General features: G+C 72.7%; 15 protein-coding genes and 1 pseudogene. 13 read left to right on the top strand and 3 right to left on the bottom strand.

Features of this window, described 5'->3' with window-relative positions:
* Together ABT300_RS06595 and ABT300_RS06590 are read right to left on the bottom strand one after the other, a co-directional pair.
* Window positions 1–396 (bottom strand): argininosuccinate synthase domain-containing protein (locus ABT300_RS06595; RefSeq protein WP_351672804.1); only part of this gene is annotated, 396 nt, incomplete at its 3' end.
* 27 nt (window positions 397–423) lie between these two features.
* Window positions 424–2,598 carry an MMPL family transporter gene (locus tag ABT300_RS06590; RefSeq protein ID WP_351672802.1) on the bottom strand — a complete coding sequence of 725 codons (2,175 nt, stop codon included), beginning with the start codon at window positions 2,596–2,598 and terminating at the stop codon, window positions 424–426.
* 161 nt (window positions 2,599–2,759) lie between these two features.
* Here ABT300_RS06590 and rpe point away from each other — a divergent pair, with 161 nt between their 5' ends.
* The 6 genes and pseudogenes from rpe (at window position 2,760) to ABT300_RS06560 (ending at window position 7,294) form a co-directional block, all read left to right on the top strand.
* Entirely contained in the window at window positions 2,760–3,446 is a 687-nt protein-coding gene (gene rpe / locus ABT300_RS06585) for a ribulose-phosphate 3-epimerase (protein ID WP_351672800.1), read from the top strand.
* 90 nt (window positions 3,447–3,536) lie between these two features.
* Window positions 3,537–4,580 carry a sugar-binding transcriptional regulator gene (locus ABT300_RS06580; RefSeq protein WP_351672798.1) on the top strand — a complete coding sequence of 348 codons (1,044 nt, stop codon included), beginning with the start codon at window positions 3,537–3,539 and terminating at the stop codon, window positions 4,578–4,580.
* Window positions 4,581–4,669: 89 nt separating this feature from the next.
* The gene (locus ABT300_RS06575; protein WP_351672796.1) at window positions 4,670–4,975 is read left to right on the top strand and encodes a barstar family protein; all 306 of its coding nucleotides are present in this window, start codon (window positions 4,670–4,672) and stop codon (window positions 4,973–4,975) included.
* 131 nt (window positions 4,976–5,106) lie between these two features.
* Window positions 5,107–6,546: a GuaB1 family IMP dehydrogenase-related protein gene (locus ABT300_RS06570; protein ID WP_351672818.1), complete on the top strand. Its 1,440-nt coding sequence runs from the start codon at window positions 5,107–5,109 to the stop codon at window positions 6,544–6,546.
* Window positions 6,547–6,717: 171 nt separating this feature from the next.
* A pseudogene (locus ABT300_RS06565) lies at window positions 6,718–6,831 on the top strand (amino acid permease C-terminal domain-containing protein); the annotation flags it as partial.
* A 10-nt stretch (window positions 6,832–6,841) separates the two neighbouring features.
* Window positions 6,842–7,294: an Lrp/AsnC family transcriptional regulator gene (locus tag ABT300_RS06560; RefSeq protein ID WP_020128883.1), complete on the top strand. Its 453-nt coding sequence runs from the start codon at window positions 6,842–6,844 to the stop codon at window positions 7,292–7,294.
* Between the two features lie 5 nt (window positions 7,295–7,299).
* Here the strand turns inward: ABT300_RS06560 and ABT300_RS06555 are convergent, their stop codons facing one another.
* Window positions 7,300–8,040, bottom strand: a complete 741-nt coding sequence (locus tag ABT300_RS06555) for a GntR family transcriptional regulator (protein WP_351672793.1) — start codon at window positions 8,038–8,040, stop codon at window positions 7,300–7,302.
* A 211-nt stretch (window positions 8,041–8,251) separates the two neighbouring features.
* Here ABT300_RS06555 and ABT300_RS06550 point away from each other — a divergent pair, with 211 nt between their 5' ends.
* The 7 genes from ABT300_RS06550 (at window position 8,252) to ABT300_RS06520 (ending at window position 16,178) form a co-directional block, all read left to right on the top strand.
* Complete coding sequence (locus tag ABT300_RS06550; RefSeq protein ID WP_351672791.1) at window positions 8,252–9,409, top strand: ABC transporter substrate-binding protein; 1,158 nt, start codon at window positions 8,252–8,254, stop codon at window positions 9,407–9,409.
* On the top strand, window positions 9,406–10,302 hold the full coding sequence (locus ABT300_RS06545) for an ABC transporter permease (protein ID WP_351672789.1): 897 nt from the start codon (window positions 9,406–9,408) through the stop codon (window positions 10,300–10,302). Before ABT300_RS06550 ends, ABT300_RS06545 begins: the two co-directional genes overlap by 4 nt.
* Window positions 10,290–11,102 (top strand): ABC transporter permease, encoded by an 813-nt coding sequence (locus tag ABT300_RS06540; protein ID WP_351672787.1) that lies wholly within the window; start codon window positions 10,290–10,292, stop codon window positions 11,100–11,102. Before ABT300_RS06545 ends, ABT300_RS06540 begins: the two co-directional genes overlap by 13 nt.
* Before the next feature lie 3 nt (window positions 11,103–11,105).
* Window positions 11,106–12,185 carry an ABC transporter ATP-binding protein gene (locus tag ABT300_RS06535; RefSeq protein WP_351672785.1) on the top strand — a complete coding sequence of 360 codons (1,080 nt, stop codon included), beginning with the start codon at window positions 11,106–11,108 and terminating at the stop codon, window positions 12,183–12,185.
* 22 nt (window positions 12,186–12,207) lie between these two features.
* Window positions 12,208–13,695, top strand: a complete 1,488-nt coding sequence (locus tag ABT300_RS06530) for an HAD-IA family hydrolase (protein ID WP_351672783.1) — start codon at window positions 12,208–12,210, stop codon at window positions 13,693–13,695.
* A gap of 55 nt (window positions 13,696–13,750) precedes the next feature.
* Window positions 13,751–15,070 (top strand): MFS transporter, encoded by a 1,320-nt coding sequence (locus tag ABT300_RS06525; protein WP_351672816.1) that lies wholly within the window; start codon window positions 13,751–13,753, stop codon window positions 15,068–15,070.
* Between the two features lie 319 nt (window positions 15,071–15,389).
* Window positions 15,390–16,178, top strand: coding sequence for a carbon-nitrogen hydrolase family protein (locus ABT300_RS06520; protein WP_351672781.1), 789 nt, complete (start codon window positions 15,390–15,392; stop codon window positions 16,176–16,178).
* The last annotated feature ends 51 nt before the right edge of the window (window positions 16,179–16,229 follow it).

Genomic DNA, 16,229 nt, shown 5'->3' with positions numbered 1-16,229 from the left:
GAAGGTCGAGCCGTCGCCCCAGATCTGGACGTCGTCCTCCAGCATCGCCCGGACCAGGAGGGTGCCGGTCACGGCACGGCCCAGGGGCGTGGTGTTGAAGTAGGCGCGCCCGCCCGAGCGGATGTGGAACGCCCCGCAGGTGAGCGCGGCCAGGCCCTCCTCGACGAGTGCGGCGCGGCAGTCGACCAGGCGCGCGATCTCGGCGCCGTAGGTCTTCGCGCGGCCGGGCACCGAGGCGATGTCGGGCTCGTCGTACTGGCCGATGTCGGCGGTGTAGGTGCACGGGACGGCGCCCTTGTCGCGCATCCACGCGACCGCGACGGAGGTGTCGAGCCCGCCGGAGAAGGCGATGCCGACGCGCTCGCCGGCGGGAAGGGAGGTGAGGACCTTGGACATAGGAAGATTATGCATGAACTCGCATGGTCATGCAAAGGGCTCGTCGTTCCGGACCGCCCCGGAGTGCTCGTCGCCCCCGGATTGACCCCGGGCCGCCTCCGGACGCCCGGCCGGCTCCCGGGACAGCCGGTGCGGCCACCACACCTTCGGTCCGATGTCCAGGAACAGCGAGGTGACCAGCACCGACCGCACGATGAAGGTGTCCAGGAGCACGCCCAGGGCCACCGCGAAGCCGATCTCCGCGAAGGCGACCATCGGCAGCGTGCCGAGGGCGGCGAAGGTGCCGGCCAGCACCAGGCCCGCCGAGGTGATCACGGCTCCGGTCGCGGCCAGGCCCGTCACCACGCCCGCGCGGGTGCCCTGCCGGGCGGCCTCCTCGCGGATGCGGGTGGTCAGGAAGATGTTGTAGTCGATGCCCAGGGCCACCAGGAACACGAAGACGAACAGCGGGAAGTCGGTGGCCTCGCCCGCGTAGTCGAAGACATGGCGGAAGGCCAGCGCGCTGATGCCGAGGGCCGCGGCGAAGGACAGGATCACCGTCCCCACCAGCACCAGCGGGGCGATCAGGGCGCGCAGCAGCCCGCTGAGGATCAGCAGGACCACGACCAGGACCAGCGGAATGATCACCAGGTTGTCGTGCGTGGTCGCCTTGTCCATGTCCAGCAGGGCCGCCGTGCCGCCGCCCACCAGGGCGTCCGCGTCGGGCACCTCGTGCACCGCGTCCCTGACCCGCTCCACGGTCTGCTTCGCGGCCTCGCTGTCCGAGGGCGCGGTCATGGTCGCCTCGAGGAGCACCCGCCCCTCGTGGACGGGTTTCGCGCCCGGCGGCACGCCGAGGGAGGTCGGCACGACGCCTTCGGTCGTGGCGACGGCCCGGCGCACCTGTCCGGCCCGGTCCAGGTCGGAGACGATCATCAGCGGATCCCCGCTGCCGGCGGGGAAGTACCGGCCCGACACCTTCTGGCCGGTGATCGAGTCCGGCGTGCCGGTGAAGGCGTCGGCGTTGCTGATGCCCTCCGCGCGCAGCTGGATCAGGCCGAGCGAGCAGACCGCCAGCACGAGAGCCGTCACGGCCCAGGTCATACGCGGGCGGCGGGCGAGACTGCGGCCCGTGCGGGCCCAGATGCCGCGCTCGGTCGGTTCGTCCGAGCCGAAGCGCGGGATCACCGGCCAGAAGATCCAGCGGCCGCAGATGACGAGCAGGGCCGGGAAGAGCGTCACCATCGCGATCAACGCCACCGCCACCCCGATGGCGGCGACCGGGCCGAGGCCGCGGGTGGAGTTCATCTCGGCGGCCAGCAGCACCAGCATGCTCAGCACGACCGTCGCGCCCGACGCCAGCACGGCGGGGCCCGCGCGGTGCAGGGCCAGGGCCATCGCCTCGTGACGGTCCTCGTGACGGCGCAGTTCCTCCCGGTAACGGGCCACCAGCAGCAGGGCGTAGTCGGTGCCCGCGCCGAACACCAGCACCGTCAGGATGCCGGCGCTCTGGCCGTTGACCGTGAGCCCCGCGTGCTGGGCGAGGAAGTAGATGAGCGCCTGCGCGGTGAACAGGGCGGCGACCACGCCGATCACCGGGACCAGGAGCAGACTGGGGCTGCGGTACGTGATGAGGAGCATGACCACGACCACCGCCATCGCCGACACCAGCAGCGTGGAGTCGATGCCCTCGAAGGCCTTCGAGAAGTCCGCCGACGTGCCGCCGGGGCCGGTGATGTGCACGGCCAGACCGGCGCCGCCGTCGCCGACGACGTCGCGTATCGAGTCGACGGCCGGGCCGATGCGCTGCCAGCCGCTCTCGTCCATGGTGATGGGCACGAAGATCTGCGCCGCGCGCGGATCGGCAGCACGGTCGTAGACCGGGCCGCGGGTCTCGGCGCCGCGGATGCCGTGGTCGTGGAGCCCCCTGAGCTCGGCTGCGTCCCGGTCGATCGCGGCCCGGTCCTGCGCGGTCAGGCCGCCCTCACGGGCGTAGACGACGACGGCGGGGATCTGCTCGGGCCGGAAGTCCTTCGAGATCTCCAGGACCTGGGTGGACTCCGCCGAGCCCGGCAGCCAGGAGGCCGCGTCGTTGTCCTGCGCGTCGGCGAGCTTCTGCGCGAAGGGCGCGGTCAGGAACAGCACCACCACCCACAGCGCCAGCACCAGCCACTTCGCCCGCCGCCCGCAGACGAGGTGAGCGACACCGCGACTCCCGGTCATGACCACCCCCCGAGACGCTGTGCCGCCGCCGCGTGGGACCGCGCCCGGTGCGGGGCGCGGGGACCTGCCCGATCGGCCGGGACGGGCCCGCGGACGACGAACCACGTTCCCCGCGCGGAACCGGTGCCCGCAACCCCTCGGGGGCATGGCAGGCTTGGGTCATGGCCGTGCAGATCAACCCCAGCATCCTGTCCGCCGACTTCGCCCGCCTCGCGGACGAGGCGAAGGCGGTCGAAGGAGCCGACTGGCTCCACGTCGACGTGATGGACAACCATTTCGTCCCGAACCTCACGCTCGGTGTGCCGGTCGTAGAGTCACTGGCCCGTGCGACGGACACTCCGCTGGACTGCCATCTGATGATCGAGGCCCCCGATCGCTGGGCCCCGAGTTACGTCGAGGCGGGCGCCTCGTCCGTCACCTTTCATGTCGAGGCGGCCGCCGCGCCGGTGCGGCTCGCACGCGAGATCCGCGCCAAGGGCGCCCGCGCCTCCATGGCGCTCAGGCCCGCGACGCCCATCGAGCCGTACGAGGACCTGCTGCCCGAACTCGACATGCTGCTGATCATGACCGTCGAACCGGGCTTCGGGGGTCAGGCCTTTCTCGACATCATGCTGCCGAAGATCCGCCGCACCCGCGAGTTGATCAGCAAGCACGGACTCGACCTCTGGCTGCAGATCGACGGCGGGGTGTCGGCCTCGACGATCGAGCGGTGCGCCGAGGCCGGCGCCGACGTCTTCGTGGCCGGATCCGCCGTCTACGGGGCCGACGACCCGGCCGAGGCCGTCCGTAGCCTGCGGGCTCAGGCGCAGAAGGCGACCGAGGGAGCCTCATGGGCGTGCCGCCACTGAACCGACCGGTTACCGACAGGAATGTGAACGGCTCTCATCAGAGCTGATCAACTGCGCCGGATCTGCGAGGATGAACGGCGTATCCAGAGTGTGAACAGCAGTGAGGAGATCGCCGTGTCGGGTATGTCGGCGGGCCGGTCAGCCATGCGGATGGGACCCGCTGAGCTGGTGCAGGCGGCGGCCATGGCCCGCCGCTTCTACCTAGAGGGAAAGTCCAAGATCCAGATCGCGGAGGAGTTCGGCGTCAGCCGCTTCAAGGTGGCCCGGGTGCTGGAGACCGCCCTCGAACGGGATCTCGTACGGATCGAGATCCGCGTGCCGGCCGAACTGGACGCCGAGCGCTCCGACGCGCTCCGCGCCCGCTACGGCCTCAGGCACGCCGTCGTGGTCGAGTCCCCGGCCGAGGCCGAGGAGGCCACGGATCCCGAGAACCTGGGAGAGGTGGCCGCCGACCTGCTCGGCGAACTGGTCGACGAGGGGGACGTGCTCGGGCTGGCCTGGGGCCGGTCCACCATCCACATGGCGGCGGCGCTGGACCGGCTGCCGCCCTGCACGGTCGTGCAGCTGACGGGCGTGTACGACGCCGGCACCGCCGAGCGCGGCTCGGTCGAGGCCGTCCGCCGCGCCGCCCAGGTGTCCGGCGGCGACGCGCACCCCATCTACGCGCCGATGCTGCTGCCGGACGTGGCCACCGCGACCGCGCTGCGCCACCAGACCGGGATCGCCCGGGCCTTCGAGTACTTCGACAAGGTCACGGTCGCCTGCGTCTCCATCGGCTCCTGGGAGCCGGGCATCTCGACGGTGCACGACATGCTGAGCGACGAGGAGCGGGCGCACTACGCCTCGCTCGGCGTCGCGGCGGAGATGTCCGCGCACCTCTTCGACGCCGACGGCCGCAGGGTCGGACGCGACCTCGGGGAGCGCTGCATCACGGTCAAGACGGACCAGTTGCGCAGGATTCCCGAGGTCGTCGCGATCGCGGGCGGCCAGCGCAAGGCGGCCGCGATCGACGCCGTGCTGCGGTCCGGGCTCGTCACCAGCCTGGTGACGGACACCTCCGCGGCCGACCATCTGATGACGGCGGGCCCGACGCCCAAGCCGGCCCTCAACCGGGCGGACCCGGACGGGAGCTGACGGACGGCGGAGGGGGACGGCCAAGGCGCCGCCCCCCTCCGCCGTTCCCCTCCCGGCAACCACCACGACTGGCTCAGGACGGTGCCTGCATGACGGAGCACGTGCTCACGCTGGACCTCGACGGCGTCCGGGACAAGGCGGAACTGATGGACCGCTGCGCCCGGCACCTGGAGCTGTCCGACCGGTTCGCGCGCAACTGGGACGCCCTCGCCGACAGCCTCACCGGCCTGCCGGACGGACCCGAGTCCGGACCCGTGCTGGTGGTCGTGCGGAACTGGCGGCCGTACGCCGCGACCCGGCCCGAGGAGTGGGAGATCGCCCAGGAGGTGTTCGCCTCGGCGGCGGACCGGACTCCCGCGCTGTCGGTCGTGCTCGCCCTCGGAGGATCCTCCTAACACCCCGGTGAGCTGCTTGGACGTTCCGTCCGGGCATCGCATCGCCGCCTCCGTGGGAGAATGAAGTACGTGCTTCTCCCCCTGGCTGACCTGTCCGGGGGTCACCTCTGATCTACCGGGATGTGCAGCACGTGCGTTTCCTCAACGACATCCAGCCCGCCCACGACCTCACCTACGACGACGTCTTCATGGTGCCGAGCCGCAGCGCGGTCGGGTCACGGCAGAGCGTGGACCTCTCCGCTCCGGACGGCACGGGCACCACGATCCCGCTGGTCGTCGCCAACATGACCGCCGTCGCGGGCCGCCGCATGGCCGAGACCATGGCCCGGCGCGGCGGGCTCGTGGTCATTCCGCAGGACATCCCCATCGACGTCGTCGCCGACGTCGTCGGCTGGGTCAAGAGCCGGCACCTGGTGCTGGACACCCCCATCGTGCTCGCCCCGCACCAGACGGTGGCCGACGCCCTCGCCCTGCTGCCCAAGCGCGCCCACAACGCGGGCGTCGTCGTCGACGACGACTTCCGTCCCGTCGGCGTCGTCACCGACGCGGACCTCACCGGCGTCGACCGCTTCACGCAGCTCGAGGTCGTCATGTCGCGCGACCTGCTGCTCCTGGACGCCGGCATCGACCCGCGCGAGGCCTTCAACACCCTGGACGCGGCCAACCGGCGCTACGCCCCCGCCGTCGACAGCGAGGGCAAGCTCGCCGGCATCCTGACCCGCAAGGGCGCCCTGCGCGCCACCCTGTACACGCCGGCCGTCGACGCCCAGGGCAAGCTGCGCATCGCCGCGGCCGTCGGGATCAACGGCGACGTCGCGGGCAAGGCCAAGCAACTGCTCGACGCGGGAGTGGACACGCTCGTCATCGACACCGCGCACGGCCACCAGGAGTCGATGATCAGCGCCGTCCGCACGGTGCGCGCGCTCGACCCGCAGGTGCCGATCGTCGCGGGCAACATCGTCTCGGCCGAGGGCGTCAGGGACCTGATCGAGGCGGGCGCCGACATCATCAAGGTCGGCGTCGGCCCCGGCGCCATGTGCACCACCCGCATGATGACGGGCGTGGGCCGGCCGCAGTTCTCGGCCGTCCTGGAGTGCGCGGCCGAGGCGCGCAGGCACGGCAAGCACGTGTGGGCCGACGGCGGCGTCCGCCACCCGCGCGACGTCGCCATGGCGCTCGCCGCGGGCGCCTCCAACGTCATGGTCGGGTCCTGGTTCGCGGGCACCTACGAGTCCCCGGGCGACCTCCAGCACGACGCGAACGGCCGCCCCTACAAGGAGTCCTTCGGCATGGCCTCCGCGCGGGCCGTCCGCAACCGCACCTCGGAGGAGTCCTCCTACGACCGTGCCCGCAAGGCGCTGTTCGAGGAGGGCATCTCCACCTCCCGGATGTTCCTCGACCCGGCCCGCCCGGGCGTCGAGGATTTGGTCGACTCGATCGTCGCGGGCGTCCGCTCCTCCTGCACCTACGCCGGCGCGGGCTCCCTCGAGGAGTTCGCGGAGCGGGCCGTCGTGGGGATCCAGAGCGCGGCCGGTTACGCGGAGGGCAAGCCGCTGCACGCCAGCTGGTAGCTCCGCGGGTGGGGCGGGTGGGGCGGGTGGCCGGGCGGTCGGGTCGTGTTTCGGGTGCGGGTCGGTGGGGGCTGGTCGCGCAGTTCCCCGCGCCCCTGCGAATGCGTCTCGCTGCCCGGCGCGAACAGGTACCCGCGTCCTCCGAAAGCGTCGTGCAATGAACCGGCACGGTCGGCCGGCACCTGGGTGGTCTTCGGTGTCTGGATGGCGGTCGGGCTCGTGTTCTACTTCCTTTACGGCCACCGCCGCTCCCGACTCGCGACCCCCGCGCCATCTGAGAAGTGAACGACCCACTGTGCTGAACGATCTCGACGAACGCATCGTGCACGCCCTCGCCGAGGACGCCCGCCGCTCCTTCGCGGACATCGGGCAGCTGGTCGGCCTGTCCGCGCCCGCCGTGAAACGGCGCGTGGACCGGCTGCGGGCCACCGGCGCCATCACCGGCTTCACCGTGCGGGTCGACCCCGCGGCCCTCGGCTGGGAGACCGAGGGGTTCGTCGAGATCTACTGCCGGCGCAACACCTCCCCGGAGACCATCCAGCGCGGGCTCGAGCGCTACCAGGAGGTCGTCGCCGCCTCCACCGTCACGGGTGAGGCGGACGCGGTGGCCCAGGTCTTCGCCGCCGACATGCGCCACTTCGAGCGCGTCCTGGAACGCATCGCGGGCGAGCCGTTCGTGGAGCGGACGAAGTCCGTGCTGGTGCTCTCCCCGCTGCTGCGCCGCTTCTCGGCGGGCTCGCCGACCTGAGCGGCCTACTCGGCCGTCTTGCGGGCCATGGCGTTGTTCCCTATCGAGTTGTGCACGCTGAAGCTCACGGCGTCCGAGCGGTAGCGGTCGTCGGACCATTCGACCGGCCGGCCCTCGCGGGTCGTCGTGACCCGGCGGACCCGCAGCAGGGGACTCGTGCGGCGGATGCCGAGGAGCTCGGCGTCCCGGGCGCCCGCCGCCACCGCGTCGATGACGTGCTCGCCGTAGGCGAAGACCAGGCCGGTGTCGTCGAGGAGGCGCTGGGTCACCGAGGGGCAGTCCGGTTCGATCGACTCGACGGCCGGGGAGATCCAGTCCGCGTACACGGTCCGCTCCACGAGCACCGGCTCGCCGTCCAGGCCGCGCAGCCGCAGGACGCGCAGCACCGGCGTGCCGGCGCGCAGCTGGAGATGGACGGCGTCCTCGGCGGTGGCCCGGCGGTACTCCTGTGCGACCACCCGGCCGCTCGCCTCGCGGCCCATCGCACGCGCCCACTGGGCGAAGCTGCGCAGTTCCGCGAAGCTCTGGCTGCGGCGGCTGGCGAGGACCACGCGGCGGGCGCCCTGGCGGGACCCGATGAGCCCCTCGGCGGTCAGTGCCGCGACGGCCTGGCGGACCGTGCCGCGGGAGACGCCGTAGTGGGCCGCGAGGTCGGTTTCGGCGGGCAGCCGCGAGCCGACCGCGTACTCTCCGCGGTCGATCGCCCGACGCAGCTCGTCGGCGATCTCCTCGTGTCGCGCGGCCATGCTTCCCCTCTGCTCGGACGGCTGTAGACAGTCTGACCAGCCTAGTCGACCCGTCGGGCTGTTCGGCGGCCGTCGCAACTGTGCGTGAAATCAAGGCACAGGGTTTCGCCGGTGTTTACGAAGGGGACACCAGCGGCGTGCGTACTGAGGCGAACTTGTTCAGACAAGTTCTTCTCATCTCCTGCATTCTCGCGCGTCCCCTGGAGAAGCCGTGACCGTGCCCCTGCCGAGATCCGCCGTCCGCGGCGGTGTCCTCGCCGCCCTCGCAGCCCTCGCCCTGAGCGCCTGTGGCGCCGCCCCCGAGACCACCTCCACCACCGCCGACGGCAAGAACGCCGCAACCGCTGCCTCCGCCGCCGACTTCGGCGGACTCGACGCGCTGGTGAAGGCGGCGAAGAAGGAGGGCACGCTGAACGCCATAGCGCTGCCCCGCGACTGGGCCAACTACGGCGCCCTCATCGACGGCTTCCAGAAGAAGTACGGCATCAAGGTCGCGGTCGAGAACCCGGACGGCGCGAGCCAGGACGAGATCAACGCCGTCACCTCGCGCAAGGGCCAGGACCGCGCGCCGGACGTCCTCGACCTCGGCAGCTCCTTCGCGCTGAGCGCCGCCCAGCAGGGCTTGCTCGCCCCCTACAAGGTGGCTTCCTTCGCGGACATCCCCGAGGGCCAGAAGGACGCGCAGGCCCGCTGGTACAACGACTACGGCGGCTACATCTCCATCGGCTGCGACGCCAAGCGCGTCAAGGCCTGTCCGACCACCTTCGCGGACCTCCTCAAGCCGCAGTACAAGGGCCAGGTCGCCCTCAACGGCAACCCCACCAAGTCCGGCTCCGCGTTCGGCGGCGTCTACGCGGCGGCCCTCGCGAGCGGCGGCTCCTTCGACGACATCCAGCCCGGCCTCGACTTCTTCGCCAAGCTCAAGAAGAACGGCAACTACACGCCCGTCGAGTCGACCCCGGCCACCGTCGAGAAGGGCGAGACGCCCATCAGCATCGACTGGGACTACCTCAACGCCGGATACGCCGACGAGTTCAAGTCCAAGGGCGTCGACTGGAAGGTGTCCGTGCCGAGCGACGGCCAGTTCTCCCAGTACTACTCCCAGGCGATCAACAAGGACGCCCCGCACCCGGCCGCGGCCCGCCTGTGGCAGGAGTACCTCTACAGCGCCGAGGGCCAGAACCTGTGGCTCAAGGGCTACGCCCGTCCGGCCCTGATGACCGCCATGGAGAAGGCCGGCACCCTCGACAAGGCGGCGGCCGCCAAGCTGCCCGCGGTCTCCGGGACGCCCTCCTTCCCGACCGAGGCCCAGCAGAGCAAGGCCAAGACGGTCCTCGGGCAGGGCTGGGCCAAGGCCGTCTCCGGATGACCACCACCGCCGTACGGGTCGACACGGCGTCCGCCGCTCCGGTGAAGCGGCGGCGCCGTGCCCTCGGCTGGCTCGCCGTCGTCCCGCTGCTCGCCTTCACCGCGCTCGCCTTCGGGCTGCCCGCCGTGGCCATGCTCGACGGCGCGTTCACCGCCAAGGACCCGGCCACGGGCGCCACGTCCTACACGGTCGACAACCTGACTGCCTCACTGCGGGGCGCGTATCTGACGGCCCTGCTCGGCAGTGTGAAGCTGTCCGCCGTGTCGGCTGCGCTGGGGGCCCTGCTGGGGCTGCCGCTCGCCCAGGCGGTCGTGACCTCCCGCTTCCGCGCGCTGCGCGAGGCCGTGCTCACCGCGTCCGGGGTGCTGGCCAACTTCGGCGGCGTCCCGCTGGCGTTCGCCTTCGTCGCCACCCTCGGCAACGCCGGTGTGCTCACCCGGCAGTTCGGGCTCACCGACCAGGGCTGGGACCTGTACAGCTTCTGGGGACTGGTGATCGTCTACCTGTACTTCCTGATCCCGCTGATGGTGCTCACCATCACCCCCGCCCTGGAGGGACTGCGCACCCAGTGGCGCGAGGCGGCGCAGAACAACGGCGCGACGTCCGCGCAGTACTGGAGGCACGTCGCCCTGCCCGTGCTGCTGCCCTCGCTCCTCGGAGGCCTCGTGCTGCTCTTCGGCAGCGCCTTCGCCGCGTACGCCACCGCCGCGGCCATGGTGGGCAGTTCCATCCCGCTGGTCACCCTGCAGATAGCGGACGCCATCTCCGGCAACGTCCTCGTCGGGCAGGAGAACGTGGCGCTCGCCCTCAGCCTCGACATGGTCCTGGTCGCCGGACTGGTCATGGCCGTGTACCTGCCCCTGCAACGACGGAGCGCGCGATGGCTCGCCTGAACCTGTGGCGGTGGGGCGTCCTCGGCCTCGCCGGACTGTACTTCCTGGTGCCGCTGGCCGCGTCGGTCGTCTTCACCGTCGACGTGCCGGGCCAGGGCGTCACCTTCGACGCCTACACGCAGATCTTCTCCACCGACGGCTTCGGGTCCAGCCTGCTGCTCTCCCTGGAGCTGGCCGCCGCCACCATCGCCGTCGTGCTGCTGCTGATGGTGCCCGCCATGGTGGCGCTGCGGCTCGGCTCGCCCCGGCTGCGCCCGGTCGTCGAGGTGGTGTGCTCGCTGCCCCTGGTGGTGCCGCCCATCGCCTTCGTCGCGGGCATCGGGACGGTGCTGAAGTGGGGGCCCGAGCACCTCTCGCGCACTCCGCTGTTCCAGACCTTCGTGGCGATCCAGGACCCCGGCTTCCCCGTCGTCCTCGTGCTGGCGTACGTGGTGATGGCGTTGCCGTTCGTGTACCGCGCCCTGGACGCAGGACTGCGCTCCGTCGATGTGCGCACCCTCGTCGAGGCCGCCCGCAGCTGCGGCGCCGGCTGGCCGCAGGCGCTCGTGCGGGCCGTGCTGCCCAACCTGCGCGGCGCGCTGCTCAACGCCTCCTTCCTCACGCTGGCCCTCGTGCTCGGCGAGTTCACCGTGGCGCAGCTGCTCGGCTTCCAGCCCTTCGCCGTCTGGATCGTGAACGTCAGCGGCTCTCAGGCCCAGCTGTCCGTCGCCGTGTCCGTGCTCAGCCTGCTCGTGACCTGGGCACTCCTCCTCGTCCTCGCCGGATTCGGCGGGCGCACCCGTTCTACTTCCCGGGGTTGAACCATGACCGTGCTCGATACGACAGAGACGAAGGCCGCGAAGCAGGCGGCGACCGTCGAGTTCCGGGGGCTGCGAAGGGAGTTCGGGCCGACCGTCGCCCTCGACGGTCTCGACCTCACCGTCCGGCCGGGTGAACTCGTCGCCCTGCTCGGCCCCTCCGGCTGCGGCAAGACCACCGCGCTGCGGGTGCTCGCCGGATTCGAACACCCCGACTCCGGTGCGGTGCTCGTCGACGGCGAGGACGTCACCCGGATTCCGGCCCACCGCCGGGACGCCGGGATGGTCTTCCAGTCGTACAGCCTCTTCCCGCACCTCGACGCGCTCGACAACGTGGCCTTCGGGCTGCGGATGCGCAAGGTGCGCAGCGCCGAACGACGGTCACGGGCCGCCGAGTTGCTGGACCTGGTGGGCCTCGCCGACAAGGGCGGGCGGTTCCCGCACCAGCTCTCCGGCGGTCAGCAGCAGCGCATCGCGCTGGCCCGCGCGCTCGCCCTGCGCCCGCGGGTCCTGCTGCTCGACGAGCCGCTCTCCGCGCTCGACGCCAAGGTGCGGCTCACCCTCCGCGAGGAGATCCGGCGGCTCCAGCAGGAGCTCGGCATCACCACCCTGTTCGTCACCCACGACCAGGAGGAGGCCCTGTCCATGGCGGACCGGGTCGCCGTGATGCACGCCGGGCGACTCGAACAGTGCGCCGCCCCGGCCGAGTTGTACGGCAGGCCCGCCACGGCCTTCGTCGCCGAGTTCGTGGGCACGACGAGCAGGATCCCGGGACGCCTGGCCGGCGACACCGTCGAGGTGCTCGGACGACGGCTGCCCGTCGACGGCCGGGTGCCGACCGTGACCGAGGTGGACGCCCTGCTGCGGCCGGAGGCGGTGCGGGTGCGGGCCGAGGACGCCGGGGACGCCCGCGTGGTCGCCACGTCCTTCCTGGGCGCGGCCGTCCGGCTCACCGTCCGGCTCGCGGACGGCGCCGAGGTGAAGGCCGACCTGCCCGCCCACGAGGCCGCCGGGCTCACGGCGGGGACCGCGGTGACCGTGTCGCTGCCGGATCGCCCGGTGCTCGTGGCCGAACGTGCTTCCTGACCCCGTGCCGAAAGAGGACACCGTGACCCGACTCCCGCTCCAGGCCGTCCTGTTCGACATGGACGGCACGCTCGTCGACACCGAGCGGCTGTGGTGGGAGGCGGTGGAAGGGGTCGCCGGACGGCCGCTGATCGAGGCGGACCGGCCGGAGGTGCTCGGCCGCCCCGTCGAGCACACCGCGCAGTGGCTGGCCGCCGGCTCCGGCCGCCCTGCGGCGGGCCTCGCCGAGGCGCTGCACCGCGAGTTCGCGGACCGCGTGCGCGCCGGCATCGTGCCGCGCCCCGGCGCGCTCGCCCTGCTCGACGCCCTGGCCCGGGACCGCGTGCCGACGGCGCTGGTGACCGCGTCGCCCCGGGCGGTCGCCGACCTGGTGCTCGACGCGCTCGGCGCGGACCGGTTCGCCGTCACCGTCACCGCCGACGACACCGAGCACACCAAACCCGCCCCCGACCCCTATCTGGCGGCCTGCCGCGCCCTCGGCGTCGACCCCGCGGCCTGTGTGGCCGTCGAGGACACCGAGACCGGGGTGGCCTCCGCGGAGGCGGCCGGGTGCGCGGTGCTTGCGGTGCCGTCGCTCGCGCCGATCCCGCCGGCCCCCGGCCGGACCGTGGTGGTCGGTCTGGAAGGCGTCACCCCTGAGCGGCTGCGCTCCCTGCCGCCGCACCGGCTCCGCGTCATGACGTGGAACCTCTGGTTCGGGGGGACCAAGGTCCGCGACCACCGGGCCAAGCAGCTCAAGGCGCTCACCGAGGCCGACGTGGACGTGGTCGGGCTCCAGGAGACGTACGGCGGCGCCGCCGAGGAGCTCGCCGAAGCCCTCGGCTGGCACTGCCACCGGGCCGGGGAGAACCTGGGGATCGTCAGCCGCCACCCGATCGCCGCCGGCCTCGGCGATCCGCAGGTGGGCTTCTACGGAGCGGCGGGCGCCCGGATCCGCGTCCCCGGGGGCGAGGTCGACGTGTGGACGGTCCACCTGGACTGCGCGCCCTACGGGCCCTACGAGGCCGCCTTCGACGGGCTCGCCGCGGACGCCCTGACCGTCCACGAGGAGGGTCGGCTCGCGCGGCTGGTGGACGCCCTGCGCCGGGTCGGGGAGAGCCCGGACCGGCCCGTCGTCCTCGTCGGCGACTTCAACTGCCCCTCCCACCTGGACCGGTCGGACGCCGCGTGGCCGGTGACCAGGGCCGCCGAACAGGCGGGCTTCGCCGACTCCTACCGCGAGGCGCATCCGGACCCCGTGCGGGAGCCCGGTCACACCTGGTCCCCGGTGCACGCCGAGCACGAGGACGGCAGCGGCCGGGCGGAGCCGCAGGACCGGATCGACTTCGTGCTCCACCGGGGCCTGCGGGTGCTCGACTCGCGGACCCTGGTGACCGGCGCCGTCCGGCCGTGGCCGGACGTCGAGGACAACGACTGGCCCTCCGACCACGCAGCCGTGATCACCACCTTCGCGATCACCCCCTCGGCGGTCTCCGTCAATCCGGTGGGCGAGGGGACGGGAACCGTCTAGCATCGGTGACATGACCTGGCGACATTGATCCACGACCGGCTCCGACGTCCGTCGACTGACCGCGACGCTCTACGCGTACGCGTTCCTCGACGAGTTCGTGCTTCTCTACCCGGTGTACGCGCTGTTGTTCGCGGACGCCGGGCTGTCCGTCGGGGAGATGTCCTCCCTCTTCGTGCTGTGGTCGCTGACCGGCGTCCTGCTCGAGGTGCCCTCCGGCGCCTGGGCCGACGCCGTCTCCCGACGACTGCTGCTGTGGACCGGCCCGCTGCTGGGCGCGGCCGGCTTCGCGCTGTGGGTGCTGTTCCCGTCGTACTGGGCCTTCGCGGCAGGCTTCGTCCTGTGGGGCGCCCGTGGCGCGCTGGGCTCCGGCGCGCTCGAGGCACTGGTCTACGAGGAACTGGACCTGGCAGGCGCCGCCGACCGGTACGCCGTGGTCATGGGACGTGCGCACGCCGTGGGCCAAGGGGCCGTGCTGGCGGCGACGGGACTGGCCGGGCCGGTCTTCGCGGTCGGCGGATACCCGGCCGTCGGCGCGGCCAGCGTACTGGCGTGCCTGCTCTGCGCCGTGACGGCGACCCGCTTCCCGGAGCACCGCACTCCGGCGCCCGCCGACGCCGACGCCGACGCCGACTCCGGCGGGGGCGAGCGCGACGAGGCCCGTGCCGACGAGAGCCGGGCCGACGAGAGCCGGGCCGATGGGGGCCGGGCCCACGAGGGCCGGGTCCGGGCGCTGCGCACCGGCCTCTCCTGGCTCTGCGGACTCCGCGGGGACCGTCCCCTTCTCGGCGCCCTGCTGCTCGTCCCCGCCGTCACGGCGGTGTGGGGCGCCCTCGACGAGTACACTCCGCTGCTGGTCAGGGGGACCGGGGCGGCGGACGGGGCAGTCCCGTACCTGCTCATGATGATCTGGGCCGGCGTGACGGCGGGCAGTCTGCTGGCCGGTGCCGCGGAGCGCCTCGGCCGCACCGGCCTGGCGGCGGTCCTCGCGGGCTCCGCGCTCGCCCTGGCGGCCGGCGCGCTGTCGGGGGCGCAGGCCGGAATCGCCCTCGTCGGCCTGGCCTTCGGCGGCTTCCAGACGGCGACCGTACTGGCCGACGTCAGGCTCCAGCAGCGCATCGACGGCGGCGCACGGGCCACCCTGACCTCGATCGCCGGCGTCGGGACCGAGCTGGTGACCGTCGCGGTGTACGGCGCGTACGGCGTCCTGGGCGCGCGGTTCCCGCACGGCGTCGTGTTCGCCCTGTGCGCCCTCCCGTATCTGGTCACGGCGCTGGCGGTGGGCCGACGGCGGCGGAGGGCGGCGAGCGCGCTGTCGCGGGGCCGCCGGAGCCGGCGGGCGAGGGCGGTGTCGCGAGGCCGGGGGAGAGGAGGGTGAGGACCCGGTCGCCGCGTGCGGCGAGAGCGCGCCGAGCGCTCTGCCGGCGGGGCCGGGCAGGGGCTCTGCCGCTTGGGCCCGGGGAGGGGGGCGGCGAGCGCTCTGCCCGTTGGCCCGGGGGGAGAGAGAAGCGCGTGTTCCGCCGGGGACCCGTGGGGGAGAGCCAGAGGGAGGCGCGCAACGAATCGCCGGTCCATCCGTCGCGCACGCAACGAACCGCTCACCGTCGCTCAACGGCTCCTTCTTGTCCGGCCCGCTCGGCCGCCCGTACCGTCTAGGTGGCCCCCACAACCACCCTTTCGCCCGGTGAGGATCACGCATGCGCACCGCCCTGCTCCAGAGCTCCGGCCGCCCCGGCTCCGCCGACGAGAACCTCAAGGTCCTCGACGAGGCCGCGGACCGCGCCGCCGCCGCGGGCGCCGGGCTGCTCGTCACGTCGGAGATGTTCCTCACCGGGTACGCCATCGGCGACGACGTCGCCCGCCTCGCCGAGCCCGCCGACGGCGATTCCGCGGACGCCGTCGCCCAGACCGCCGCGCGGCACGGGATCGCGATCGCCTACGGCTACCCGGAGCGCTCCGGGGACACCGTGTACAACGCGGTCCAGCTGATCTCCGCCGACGGCGACCGCCTCGCGAACTACCGCAAGACCCACCTCTTCGGCTGCTTCGAGCGCGAGCACTTCACCGAGGGCGCGCGGGCCGTCGTGCAGGCAGAGCTGAACGGCCTCACCGTCGGCCTTCTGATCTGCTACGACGTCGAGTTCCCGGAGAACGTGCGGGCGCACGCGCTCGCCGGCACCGACCTGCTCGTGGCGCCGACCGCGCAGATGCATCCCTTCCAGTTCGTCGCCGAGTCGATGATCCCGGTGCGCGCCTTCGAGAACCAGATGTACATCGCCTACGTCAACCGGGTCGGCAGGGAAGGGGAGTTCGAGTTCGTCGGGCTCTCCGCGCTGGCCGGTCCGGACGGCGTCGCCCGGGCGCGCGCCGGCCGCGCCGAGGAACTGGTCCTCGCCGACGTCGACCCGGTCGCCCTCGCCGCCTCCCGTGAGGCCAACCCCTACCTGCGGGACCGCCGCCCCGGTCTCTACGGGTCCCTGGCCTGACCGCCGCACCCCCGACGCCGCACCCCCCGAACGCCGCACCCCCAGCTCGTC

The sequence above is a fragment of the Streptomyces sp. NPDC001027 genome (assembly GCF_040299045.1).
Classification (GTDB): domain Bacteria; phylum Actinomycetota; class Actinomycetes; order Streptomycetales; family Streptomycetaceae; genus Streptomyces.
The sequence above is the reverse complement of the archived record's forward strand: the minus strand, read 5'-3'. Positions and strand labels throughout refer to the sequence as shown.